10 protein-coding genes are annotated in these 12,780 nt (G+C 38.2%); 5 read left to right on the plus strand and 5 right to left on the minus strand.

The features are described 5' to 3' along the window. Positions 1-316: 316 nt before the first annotated feature. Entirely contained in the window at positions 317-1,981 is a 1,665-nt protein-coding gene (locus tag OM074_RS11230; protein WP_301199570.1) for a T9SS type A sorting domain-containing protein, read from the minus strand. A 254-nt stretch (positions 1,982-2,235) separates the two neighbouring features. Here OM074_RS11230 and OM074_RS11235 point away from each other — a divergent pair, with 254 nt between their 5' ends. From OM074_RS11235 to OM074_RS11250, 4 genes are all read left to right on the plus strand, one after another. Continuing rightward, complete coding sequence (locus tag OM074_RS11235) at positions 2,236-2,619, plus strand: BlaI/MecI/CopY family transcriptional regulator (protein ID WP_301199571.1); 384 nt, start codon at positions 2,236-2,238, stop codon at positions 2,617-2,619. 3 nt (positions 2,620-2,622) lie between these two features. Then, positions 2,623-4,440, plus strand: coding sequence for a M56 family metallopeptidase (locus OM074_RS11240; RefSeq protein WP_301199572.1), 1,818 nt, complete (start codon positions 2,623-2,625; stop codon positions 4,438-4,440). Between the two features lie 285 nt (positions 4,441-4,725). Then, a complete protein-coding gene (locus tag OM074_RS11245; protein ID WP_301199573.1) occupies positions 4,726-6,423 on the plus strand; it encodes an RluA family pseudouridine synthase in 1,698 nt (565 codons plus the stop codon). A 111-nt stretch (positions 6,424-6,534) separates the two neighbouring features. After that, positions 6,535-7,995: a YfcC family protein gene (locus OM074_RS11250; RefSeq protein WP_301199574.1), complete on the plus strand. Its 1,461-nt coding sequence runs from the start codon at positions 6,535-6,537 to the stop codon at positions 7,993-7,995. Here the strand turns inward: OM074_RS11250 and OM074_RS11255 are convergent. Then, positions 7,989-8,723 (minus strand): lysophospholipid acyltransferase family protein, encoded by a 735-nt coding sequence (locus tag OM074_RS11255; protein ID WP_301199575.1) that lies wholly within the window; start codon positions 8,721-8,723, stop codon positions 7,989-7,991. The genes OM074_RS11250 and OM074_RS11255 overlap by 7 nt on opposite strands. A gap of 74 nt (positions 8,724-8,797) precedes the next feature. Further along, a complete protein-coding gene (locus tag OM074_RS11260; RefSeq protein ID WP_301199576.1) occupies positions 8,798-9,040 on the minus strand; it encodes a YkgJ family cysteine cluster protein in 243 nt (80 codons plus the stop codon). 859 nt (positions 9,041-9,899) lie between these two features. On the opposite strand from OM074_RS11260, the gene OM074_RS11265 reads away from it, so the two are divergent. After that, entirely contained in the window at positions 9,900-10,154 is a 255-nt protein-coding gene (locus tag OM074_RS11265; RefSeq protein ID WP_301199577.1) for a hypothetical protein, read from the plus strand. A gap of 423 nt (positions 10,155-10,577) precedes the next feature. Here OM074_RS11265 and OM074_RS11270 read toward each other — a convergent pair whose 3' ends face one another. Then, positions 10,578-11,507, minus strand: coding sequence for a magnesium transporter CorA family protein (locus tag OM074_RS11270; protein WP_301199578.1), 930 nt, complete (start codon positions 11,505-11,507; stop codon positions 10,578-10,580). A 348-nt stretch (positions 11,508-11,855) separates the two neighbouring features. Further along, positions 11,856-12,734, minus strand: coding sequence for a bifunctional methylenetetrahydrofolate dehydrogenase/methenyltetrahydrofolate cyclohydrolase FolD (folD, locus tag OM074_RS11275; protein WP_301199579.1), 879 nt, complete (start codon positions 12,732-12,734; stop codon positions 11,856-11,858). Positions 12,735-12,780 lie beyond the last annotated feature (46 nt).

Here is a 12,780-nt window from a genome sequence, read left to right on the forward strand (position 1 = left end):
CCCCCATCCCCATGCCTGTTGCATGGTACTTCCCCCTTGCCTCAGGGCAAAGAGGAAGATTGGTTTTCGTAGGAGAAGGCTGCTCTCCGCTCTCAACCCTCTGCTCTTTACTCTCCGCACTTGCCATCTCAATACTTAAATAGCCATTAGCCAATAGGACGGCTGCGCCTTTAGCACGCTGCGCTTTAGCTTGATCGCTTGCTACTATAACTTCTTTTGCCCTTATAGAATTAAGAATATTACAAGATGGGAATTATCTTGATACTTGTGTCTTGATACTTGTGTCTCAATACTTAGTATCAGCAAAAACTAAGGCCTATCTGTTTACCTGAATCTTTTTCGTTACCCTAAAATTGTCTTTAACTATCTGAATAAAATAGATACCATTACACAATTGACTAACATCAACATTAGCCTCATCATAAGCCTGCAAACTCTTTATTTTAGCCCCAGAAATGTTATAAAGCTCGATCAATTTGGGTGTACTATCCGGCAATTTCAGATAAACATTGCTCGTTGCAGGATTTGGGAACAGCTTTACTTTTGCTGCATATTCATCTTCAATACCATCCTTATCTTCTACCATAAATGCCTGGGTAGCTTCCGCAGCTTCATAATTATGATCACCTACCTGTACCGCTTTAATTATTACCTGTCCCTTATCTTCAATAGTTACCAAATCACCTTCAATTGTTACATTTCCCTCTACTAACTCATATACAACCGGCAAACCCGAACTTGCTGTGGCTACAAGGACAAATGGATCATCTACAACGGTCTTGTTCTCTATTGGTTCAAAATCTATTGTCTGCGATTTTTTCCCCACTTGAAACGATATTACTCTTGAAAATGCAGGAGCATATGCTCCATCTCCCCGCTGAACAGCCTGAACCACTACCTCTCCTGCTGTATTCAACAGAGCCTGATTGCCATTTAACTCTATTTCACCTTTTAACACGCTGTATTCAACCGCCAAACCTGAAGTAGCTAAGGCCGAAAAACTTATACTGGCACCCGGATCCTGATCTTCTACCTGCTCTATAGATATGGTTTGCGGCTGACGTGCATCGTTTAACAACAACCGGATCATTACAGGATCATGATCTGAAATTTCAACAGTTTTCACAACCTCATTATTGGTTAACGGATCATATTCATCGTATAACTCATTCGACAGACTAATATGGTCAATCCCCTCCCCGGCTACATCTTTAAAAAACTCATTATCATTTGCATACCACAAACCATAAGGATTTATATATTCCATATCGTCATTATAATCCCCCAACAAAATCACATTGTCATCAGCATAATCATTAACCATAGCACCATACAAATAATCAGCATCATACCCCCTTCGTGTTTCTCCGTTATCACAACATTTGGCATGGATATTCACAAAATCAATCAACTGGCTCTTTCCATCTACAGATACAATAGCTTGCAACATATATGGCAACCTTCCACTTACCCAAAACGAAGTTGAAGTACCTTCATAACCTTCAATAGCCATTGTGTTATAGCCATTATATATCCCGGAAAACATGGCATCTTCTTCCACAAGTCCTACCGTACCTGTATTTATTATATAACACAAGGTTTGAGAAGGAAAATCTGTTGTAGGTGTATTAAAGTAAAAACTATATTTATCAGAATAAAAGCCGGCATATTTATTGGGTGCAGCGTTTTTATTCAATTCCTCTACTAATTTCTCTAAAAAATAACCATTAATCCTATCATTTACCACTTCCTGTAAGGCGTATACATCAGCATCCAATTCTATAATTTTTGAACTGACTTCTGAAAGCTGTTGAGAAAATGACGTTGCATTATTTGACTTAGCCGGACAACCAAACCATTCCAAATTCCAGGTAACCACATCCAAGGTTTCACCTTTAGATAAGGTGTTAGCATCCTGAGCTGAGGATACCTGATAAAACAAACATATACAAACGAAAATAAGGACTTTATTTAACCTCATATTACTTCATTAAAATGATATTTCAACAACAATATTTCACCAGCAAATGTACAAACTTTAAAACATAATACATTACCTCATGATTAATAAAAACATCTATAATTCATTATTTAAGTGCTATTTAAATCACACTAACCGTCCAATTGGTCGAATCATACTATTAATTTTTTTGAAAAAAAGCAGGTTCACCTATTGCAATTACGACAAGAGTCGTATAACTTTGTACGACAAGAGTCGTATTAAATACTATTATCATGGAAAAAGTAGCTCCAACAGCCGCAGAACTGGAAATTTTGAATATTCTCTGGAAAAAAGAACCTTTAACAGTAAAGGATATTCATGATTTGATCAGTGTAAATAAAAGTGTAGGTTACACAACAACCCTGAAAATAATGCAGAAGATGACCACCAAAGGGCTACTCCACCGAAAAGCCAATGGCAAAAGCCATCTCTATTATTCGAGCTACAAAAAAGAAGAAACCAGGGGAAGGCTCCTGGATCGGTTTGTAGATTCTACCTTTGGAGGATCAGCTTCTTCTTTAGTCATGCAATTACTTGGCAACAAAACCACCTCAAAAGAAGAGATCTCCGAAATAAAGAAAATTATTGAGCAAATGGAAAACGAATCTAATTCATAAATTATGCAACCAATTAAGAGTATTTTTTCACCGGAAATTACAGAAGCCCTTGGGTGGACCATCATTCATTCTTTGTGGCAGGGAATAATCTTACTTATTGGCTTACTTTTTTTACTTAGCCTTTTAAAGAAGTACTCGGCACAAGTCAGATACTTTATATCTTTTACAGCATTAATTATCATGCTGGGATGGTCGTGTTCTACTTTTATAAAAGCCTATGAGTATGCTTCCGAAAAACAAGACATGCGCCAGGAACTGATTAGCAATCCTGATTATTTTAAAAACCTGGTTGCTTCATCTGAAAATAATAAAACACAACCAGCAGAGGAATCTTTTAACCTGCAAACAGTAAAATTACGTGCATGGTTCCAAAGGAATTTCCCCTTATTTTTAACAGTCTGGCTTATTGGTATTGGACTATTTACCGTAAGGTTACTGGGTGGACTTGCATACAACCGGCGCCTGAGGACTTTACAATTATTACCCTTTGAAGAAAAGTGGATGGAAAAACTAATTGAGTTTTCCAATTCATTAAACATCAGCAAAGTGATAAAAGCATACAAATCACCACATACATTTTCGCCTTTAACCCTGGGATTTATGAAACCCATTATTCTTTTCCCGGTAAAGGCATTTACTGGTTTATCAGAAAAAGAAATAGAGGCTATAATTGCACACGAACTGGCACATATTGTAAGAAATGACTATTTATTCAACATTATCCAGTCAGTAATTGAAATTGTATTTTTTTACCATCCTGCCATATGGACCATATCCAGATGCATCAGAGATGAACGAGAACACAGCTGCGACGATATTGCCATAGAGCTTACCGGGGATAAAGTTACCTATGCCAAAGCCCTTACCAATGCCCAGATTTTTACTTATGAACAAGAAAACCTGACCATGGCATTCGGAACCAAAAAGAGCAGCTTATTAGAAAGAATTAAACGAATTCAAAAAAACAGAACCATGAAAACAAATGTAACGGAAAAGATAATTGCCTCTTTTATTATTATCAGCAGTATATTCCTGGTTTCATTTTCAGTTGGCAACCAAAACATCTACCAAGATGCTACATTAACTGATACTATCGAAACTAAAAAAGACAACGATAAAACAAACAACCGCAAACGGACCATTATTATACAAACCAAACACGAAAGAGACAGTATAATTTCTGCGGTAGAAGAAAAAGTGAAAGATGCCAAAGAAAAGCATAACATAAGCGAAGAAGTTGAACAGGCCATAGAAATTGCCCTATCTGAAAAAGATAAAGCAATCTCTCAGGAAATGATTGCAGAAATACATCTTGCCTTAAAAGACATTAATTTTGATGAGATTATGCAGGAAGCACAAATTGAGATTGAAGCTGCCATGGAAGAAATCAATCTGGATTCCATCAATCTGGAAATCAAAATGGAATTAAAAGATGCCAGAGAAGAAATCAGGGAAGCCATGAAAGAAATCCATATTGAACTAGACAGCATGGATGGATGCATGGAGGCGCAAAAGTTAGGATTAAAGGCTGCCGAATCCGGATTAGAGATTGCTGCCGGCGTACTGGAAAACATGAACATTGAAGAGATAGTGAAAACATCACTGGAGGCCGCAAATATTGCCATTGAAATGGCCGGTTCCGAAATTGAAAAACTGAACGTGGACTCCATTATCCAAGCCGAAATGGCTGATATAGATTTTGAAGCCATAAAAAAAGAGGCAGATATTGACAAAGAAGAACTTGAAGCTGAGATGAAAGCTTTAAAAGAAGAACTAAAACAACTTAAAAAAGAATTACGCGAAAAGAAAAAAGAGGACTAATAAGGAGCGGGGAGGTAATTTTATGCCTCTGTTATTTTAATTTAAAAAATTGGAAATTTAAGTTTTAAAAACCACCTCCCGGTTCGTGCCTCACATATCGCCCAAATTCATAAATACCTATTTTCCCAATCAATACAACTCTCCCTCTAACATTAGTCAGTCAGTAATGAAACTTTATGAACTTCATACTTAATGAACTTCATACATGTTTACAATTTAAGCATATCTGGTTAGTAAGGTTTACAAAAGGTTTATATTTTTGTGGCCTATTTACACAAAAGGGATATGGATCACACATCTGATAACGCAAATAATTATTTCACATATTTTCAGGAAGATATTAGTAAAATAAATCTTCCTGAAAAATTTACTTACCCCTTTTATTACGAACCTCACCCATTGTGCATTATTGCCGCCAAAGAACTTCAGCAACATTTGCTTACGCAACAAGTATGGAAACATGACTTTGGCATTGATCATTTTGTTGAAGGAACAAATATTGGAAAAATGTTTGGGGTTATGATTGTTGAAACCCCTGATGGGCAGATTGGATACCTTAAAGCTTTCAGTGGTAAACTGGCTGGCACCAATACATTACCTGGTTTTGTACCTCCTGTTTATGATTTACTCGACAAGAATGGATTTTTTAAGCCTGAAGAGGATCTCATCAGCCAAATCAATCTTCAAATACAACACCTTGAAGAATCTTCACAATACAAAAATCTTAAAGATTCTTACCAGAGATCATTAAGTTCTTCCACCCGTGAATTGAGCGATTTTAAATCGTTTATGAAGCTTGAAAAGAAAAAAAGAGACAACAAACGAAAAGAACAGGAAGCCGTATTATCCCCGGTTCTGTTTGAAGAGCTAAAAGAAGAGCTAAAGCAAGAAAGCCTTAAACACCAATACGATTATAAACAACTCAGGAAACACTGGGAGGCAGAAGTATTAAAAAACAAAACAGAACTTGATCTATTCTTAGCAAAGATTGACACCCTAAAAGATGAACGCAAAAACAGGTCTGCCCTGCTACAACAGAAGCTGTTTGAACAGTACCGGTTCCTTAATTTTATGGGTGAGAAGGTTGACTTGTGCGACATTTTCAAACATACTTCGCAAAAGATTCCTCCGGCAGGCGCAGGCGATTGCGCTGCTCCAAAGCTTTTGCAATACGCCTATCTAAACAACTTTAAACCTATTGCCATGGCTGAGTTTTGGTGGGGACAAAGTCCCAAGTCCGAAATCAGGAAGCATGGCAATTTTTACCCGTCATGTAACAGCAAATGCAAACCCATCCTGGGGCACATGCTTAAAGGTTTACAGGTTGATGAAAACCCCATTCAAAACCCCACCATCAGCACCCATGAACTGGAAACTGTTTATGAGGATGATGATATTGTAGTTGTAAACAAACCGGCCGAATTTTTATCCGTTCCCGGAAAAGAAACTGAAGATTCGGTATGGTTCCGGATGCAACAAAAATACCCTGATGCCACCGGGCCTTTATTGGTTCACAGGCTGGACATGTCGACTTCCGGTTTGATTTTAATTGCAAAAAACAAAGAAGCCCACAAAATATTGCAAAAGCAATTCTTAAACAGAACCGTACAAAAAAGGTATGTAGCCCTTTTAGATGGCATTATCAAAGAAGACCAAGGGCTGGTTGACCTTCCGCTTCGTGTTGACCTTGATGACAGGCCACGCCAGCTGGTTTGTTATGAATATGGCAAACCGGCCCGCACAAAATATAAGGTTCTTGAAAGAACGAATGGAAAAACAAGAGTACACTTCTTCCCTATTACCGGACGCACCCACCAATTGAGGGTTCATGCCGCCCATCCGCAAGGCCTGAATACCCCTATTGTTGGCGATGACTTGTATGGAACAAAAAGCAACAGGCTTTATTTACATGCCGAATACCTTGAATTTATTCACCCTACAAGTGGCAAAAATATCAAAATAAAAAAGCAGCCAGAGTTTTAAACTCTAAACACTTTACCAAAAAACCTTATTGATTTAGCTTATCAAAGTTTGTATCTTGTTTAGATGGCCGTTGTTGGGTAAAACATCGGTAATCAAAAAAAATGCAATATAATGAAGCACCTGTTTCCAAAATCAATTAAATGGTCTGCATTAAAATTTCCACACGTGTTTATCCTTTTGGCAGGGGTCATTCTATTTTGCAGCATTTTAACCTACCTCATCCCCTCCGGATCATACCAGCGAATACAAGAGCAATATGGATCCTCAGAAAAAACAATAGTTATTCCCGACTCGTACAAGCAAATACCCAAACACTACTCCATTTCAGGCATACTTCTGGGAAAAGAATCTGACACGCTTGCCACACCTGTAAGCATACTGCAGTTATTATCTGCCATTCCCAGAGGGATGACCAACGCATCATCCATTATCTTCTTTTTGTTTATCATAGGTGGCACATTTGGAATTCTCCAAAAATCAGGAACTATTGTAGCTACAATCCAGGCCCTGGTGCATCGCTTTTCTGATTCAGGACCATTGCTCACTACCATATTAATGATTTGTATTGGGATAGGCGGTTCAACCATTGGCATGGGTGAAGAATTAATACCGCTAATACCCATTTTTATCATTACAGCCACCAAACTGGGATACGACCGCATATATGGATTCTCCATTGTTACCCTCGCTGCAGGAATTGGCTTTGCAGCCTCAACCACCAATCCATTCACAGTACAAATTGCCCAGGGCATAGCCGAAGTTCCTATAGGAAGTGGAATGCTACCCCGGATCATATTTTTTGTTTTATGTATGGCCACTACGCTATGGTATGTACTTAGATATGGAAAAAAAATAAAAAACAATCCCCAAAGGTCGGTTGTGGCAGACATTTATATTGCTCCTGACGATTCTGAACTTCAAAAGATAAAGCTCTCCTGGAAACATATATGGATTTCGATTTTTTGCACTGTAATCTTTCTTTTGATGCTTTATTTTATCCAGGAAAAAGGGTGGTGGATAAATGAAATGTCGGCAGCATTTTTATTAATGGGCATTGGTGTCGCCATTATTTCCGGCTTGTCCTTATCAGAAGCAAACAGGCACTTTATAAAAGGCATGGAAGAGATGCTTGTTCCAGCCATGGTAGTTGGATTTGCCAAGGGTATCCAGGTAGTTTTAGAAGACGGGCAGATCATGGATACCATAATATATTATGCAGCAACATACTTACAACAATTTCCTAAAATTGTTGCAGCCGAAGGGATGCTAGTTTTCCAGAGCCTTCTCAATTTCTTTATTCCATCCGGATCCGGTCAGGCAGCCGTTACCATGCCTTTAATGGCTCCTTTGGCAGATATTTTAGGAATCACCCGACAAACTGCGGTTTTGGCTTTTACCCTGGGAGATGGGTTTACCAATGAAATCATTCCTACCTCAGGTTTGTTAATGGCTATGCTAAGCCTGGCAAACATACCCTACGTAAAATGGATCAGGTTTGTATATCCCCTGTTTTTGCTGTTAATGCTTTATTGTTTTTTATTTATGGCTATCGCTGTATTGGTGGGTTATTGATTATACTCTTTAATAGGCTGGATCAATGCCTCCCGGGTTACTTCCATCAGTGTTTTTATATCCCCCTTGTAACCAACTGTATTGATGCAGGGATTTATCGTAATACTCACCCTCCCCGGCTTTACATCAACACCCTTCCCCCTGTAAATTTTGTGCGTATCCTTTATTGTTACCGGTAATATTGGCAATTCCAGATCTTCTGCAATCTTAAATGCTCCACTTTTAAAACGCCTTACCGTGTTGCTATCACTCCTTGTACCTTCCGGAAAAACAACCACTGAGGTTCCCTTTACCAACTTATTTTTGGCTTCTTTAATTGAATCATACGCAGCCTTTGGCGAGGAGCGATCAATAAAAATATGACCTACCCTGGCACTTGCCGGTCCAATTCCAAAGGCATGACGCAACTCCTTTTTCATGATCCACCTGAAATCGATACCTAAAAACCCATACAGGGCAAAAATATCGTAAGCACTTTGATGGTTTGCCACAATTACATACGACTGCCCTTTTGTAATATGCTCCCTACCTGTTACAGCAACACGCATTGGAGTAAAAAAAGCAACCGTTTTGGCCCACATAACGCCACTTAAACTCCCCACCCTAGGTGAAATCAACATGGCCAACAAGGCTGCCCCTAACGAAAACACAACACTTGCAATGGCAAAAACCGGAATAAAAACAATCCACTTATATACCTGGTAAAAGAAATTCCCAACCGTTTTCATACTTTCAGTCAATAAAAACAAAAAACACTATAACACCAAGGTGCTTTGTTTTCTGATTAAACAATGCTTAATTATTATCCTTCCAGATCAGATAATATTTTTATGGCCTCTTCCCTGCTATTGCCGCAAAACTCAGGCTCCGGTGTAAATCCGCCACAAACCCGAGGTCTCTCCTTCTTTCCAAATAGTTCGCACCTAAAATCATCGGTTAAGTGGGCACATGGCACTCCCGCTGGTTTACCTTCAGGCATTTTTGGCATCGGCGACGATATGGAGGGAGCTATACAACAAGCAGCACATCCTACTCTACATTCCATTTTTTTTCTGCAAAAATAACTAATTAGCTAAATAACTAAAAAAGCGGTAACAAATAAATGCTACCACTAATTCTGATATTTTTTTATTCCACTAGTAACTTAACAAAGTTAGATCTGGTAATTAAATAATTTTCAATGCATATTCTAGCAACCTTCCCCTACCCTTCTCCTATTCAACTATGATACACATTCGCAATTCCACACATTTTTATGGCAGGTTCAATGCAGGTTCTTCGCACCCTTATGGCAAAGAACCTGCGATGAGTCTGTGTTATACCCGTGTACAAAGGGGAATGTGGTTCATAAATGGTTCATTGCAAACCCATAGCTGATGCATTGAAAGTGCATACCATATGCATAGGTTTTGCGAAGACGGTGCGAAGAAAATTCGCAAAAAGTGCAAAAAACACCCAAATCGGAATCGAAAACAGCCATTTTTACCCCAAAGTGGAATCGAAAACAGGCATTTTGGGCAAAAATCGGAATCCCGGGCCATTTTAAGGGAAAAAACCAAGCACAACCCAAACAACGCAATTTTATACACTACTAAATATCAACACATTACAACAACAAAAAGTAACAGTAAAATTACTGTTATTTTTTCGCCCCCCTTTTGGATATACTTTAGCATTATACAAATTAGTTGAAAGTTAAAAGTTGAAAGTTAAAAGTGATTTACAGCTTGTAAAGAAGTATTATTAATGGTTATCGTGCGGTAGGATTCAGCTTTATAGTTGAATGACTTTTGACAAATAACCATTGACAAATAACTAGTTAACTAAAAATTCGGCCGATATATGTTTAACCCAACCTCTTTTAAAACCTGATCAATTTTAAGGGAGGTTACAAAAACAGAAAGATGCATGAACTTAAAAATTTCGCCATCGGTTCACTGGGTACTTTAGGAGTTATGGAAACAACAGATGCTCAAATCTTCTCGACCCAGGATGCAGATCCTCAAACAATGATTATCCGGTCTGCGATCACCCTGCTAGCAGGAGTTCTCACAACAGTAATTTCAAAATGGATGCAACGCAATAAGGTTAAAAAAACATCTACCAAAAACACAGAAGTTACTGCGCCCAAAGAAAAGGGCAAAGATTGGTTTTGGTAGGAGAAGGCTGCTCTACGCTCTCAACCCTCTGCTCTTTGCACTCCGCACTTGCCACCTTGATATTTTGATAGCTATTAGCTGATAGCACGGCTGCGCCTTTAGGACGCTACGCTTTAGCTTGATTTCCTGCTACTAATACAACTTTTGCTCAGGAATAATTTCTCCCGGATCCCGGATCCGATCTTTATAAGCGCCCTGTAAATAAGATCGAATCCGTATAGAATAGCTGATAGCTGATAGCTGATAGCTGATAGGACGGCTGCGCCTTTAGAACGCTGCGCTTTAGCTTAATTTCCTGCTACTGACAATTGAGTGAACCCTTCTCCAAAGCTTTCCTTAAAATGAGAAACTCCATAAGGGAAACTTAGGTTTAGAGTAGACAGAAACCGGGGATCTAACTCAACAAATATTTATCCACTCCCACTAAAACCACTGTCTTTTTCGGAATATCATCACTCCCAAAAATGACAAAGCCAGAGATCCGGATATTATGGATGGCATGGCCCACATGGAGTTTTCCATAAAATTGGGCACATTCATTCCAAACATACTCGCAATCAATGTAGGTATCATCAGTATAATAGAAATAAGTGTCAATTGCTTCATCACCACATTCAGGTTATTTGAAATAACTGAAGCAAAGGCATCCATCATTCCACTTTGTATGTCGGAATAAATTTGTGCCATATCCAGCGCCTGTTTGTTTTCAATAAAAGCATCTTCGAGCAACTCTTCATTTATTTCTGTAGTTATCTTTTTTGAATTGCGAAGTTTTGCCAAAACAATTTCATTTGCTTTTATGGATGTAATAAAGTAAACCAGGCACTTTTCCATCTTCAACAACTTGTTTAATTCCTTGTTTTTAATTGACTTCTCAAGGTCTTGTTCTATTAAGGCTGTCATCTGGTTTATTTGCTTTAAATACCGCAAATACAGGTTGCCGGATCGAAGAAACAACCTAAGAATAAAATTAATACTATCTGTAATTTCCCTGTATTGGTCTCTAAAAGGAGATGGTTGACCAATAGGCAAAACCTGGTTATCCTGCAAACAAAGTGTCAGAGTAAAGTTTTCAGCCATAAAAATACCCAAGGGTATAGTCGAAAACGGCACACCGTTATTTTCTGTTTCAACCGGAATACGAAGGATGATCAATGTCCAATAATCATCAAATTCTATCCGGGGTCTTTCATCCTGGTCTAAAATATCGTTTACCAAATCATTAGGCAAACCAAATTCGCTATTAAGTTTATTGATTTCTTTTTCGGTAGGGTTGGTAATATTTATCCAGCAGTCTTTTTGTGGTTCATTGATTTCAACGTATCCACCAAATGTTTTAAAGATCTTAATCATGATGATGCCTCCTTACAAATTTTTATCTGCAAGGAAACACAAAGCCCTTACAGAACTGTTAATACTCTATTTTCCTATGACAAGGGCCTTCGTCCATTTCATCAAATTTTAAATTTTCGGCTGCAAAAGTAATATTATTTTTATCACAAGAGCTCTTTATCTTCAGTTTTTCCAGATTTAGGTTTACAAAAAGGAACTCTGGAATATTTACAAAAAAAAACCTGTCAGGCTTATTAGCATTATCTGCTATAACCTGACAGGTATAATATTTTAATCAGCATGTAAATAGCCATTTGCTATAAGCAATCGGCTATAAGCTATAAGCTATCAACTATAAGCTACACGCTTCTAATAAATCTCTTTCTTTGCGGCTTTTAAGGTATTCAATAATAACGAAGCAATAGTCATTGGCCCTACACCTCCGGGAACCGGAGTAATATATGAACACTTCGGAGCAACTTCATCATAAGCCACATCTCCTTTTAACTTCCAGCCCGATTTGGTTACATCGCTTTTAACCCGTGTAGTACCTACATCAATTACCACAGCACCCTCTTTAACCATATCTGCTTTTACAAACTCGGGAGCACCAATAGCAGCAATAATAATATCTGCCGATAAACACATCTCTTTTAAATTAGCGGTACGGCTATGACAAACTGTTACAGTTGCGTCTCCCGGGTATCCTTTTTGCGATAAAAGAATACTCATTGGGCGACCAACAATATTACTCCTTCCGATAACCACCACATACTTTCCTGAAGTTTCTATCTCATAACGCTCTATAAGCTCCATAATACCTTGTGGAGTAGCAGAAACAAAAGCAGGAGATCCAATACTCATCCGCCCAACATTTTGAGGGTGGAATCCATCCACATCTTTTCTATAATCTACGGCATCAGTAACTTTCTCTTCCGAAATATGCTTTGGTAATGGCAACTGTACAATGAAACCATCAACATCTGCATCATTATTCAACTCTTCAACCTTAGCCAGCAACTCCTCTTCTGTTACATCATCCTCAAAACGAATCAGAGAAGATTTAAAACCAACGTATTCACATGCTTTAATCTTAGCTGCTACATAAGTTTCACTACCTCCATCGTGCCCTACCAATATGGCTGCCAAATGAGGTACCTTCCCTCCTTTTTCTTTAATTTGAGCTACTTCAACTGCTATCTCGTCCTTCACTTTTTGTGAAGTGGTTTTTCCATCAATAATTTGCATTTATAAAGAGTTTATTTTGATTACTGCTAATTGATCACTATTAATC

It is taken from the genome of Plebeiibacterium marinum (genome assembly GCF_026013615.1).
In the GTDB taxonomy this organism is placed as follows: Bacteria; Bacteroidota; Bacteroidia; order Bacteroidales; family Marinilabiliaceae; genus Saccharicrinis; species Saccharicrinis marinus_A.

Coding starts and splice junctions, on each gene's coding strand:
- OM074_RS11250 (WP_301199574.1), top strand. CDS start 6,535: ATGAAGCACCTGTTTCCAAAATCAATTAAATGGTCTGCATTAAAATTT.
- OM074_RS11245 (WP_301199573.1), top strand. CDS start 4,726: ATGGATCACACATCTGATAACGCAAATAATTATTTCACATATTTTCAG.
- folD (WP_301199579.1), bottom strand. CDS start 12,734: ATGCAAATTATTGATGGAAAAACCACTTCACAAAAAGTGAAGGACGAG.
- OM074_RS11235 (WP_301199571.1), top strand. CDS start 2,236: ATGGAAAAAGTAGCTCCAACAGCCGCAGAACTGGAAATTTTGAATATT.
- OM074_RS11255 (WP_301199575.1), bottom strand. CDS start 8,723: ATGAAAACGGTTGGGAATTTCTTTTACCAGGTATATAAGTGGATTGTT.
- OM074_RS11230 (WP_301199570.1), bottom strand. CDS start 1,981: ATGAGGTTAAATAAAGTCCTTATTTTCGTTTGTATATGTTTGTTTTAT.
- OM074_RS11265 (WP_301199577.1), top strand. CDS start 9,900: ATGCATGAACTTAAAAATTTCGCCATCGGTTCACTGGGTACTTTAGGA.
- OM074_RS11240 (WP_301199572.1), top strand. CDS start 2,623: ATGCAACCAATTAAGAGTATTTTTTCACCGGAAATTACAGAAGCCCTT.
- OM074_RS11270 (WP_301199578.1), bottom strand. CDS start 11,507: ATGATTAAGATCTTTAAAACATTTGGTGGATACGTTGAAATCAATGAA.
- OM074_RS11260 (WP_301199576.1), bottom strand. CDS start 9,040: ATGGAATGTAGAGTAGGATGTGCTGCTTGTTGTATAGCTCCCTCCATA.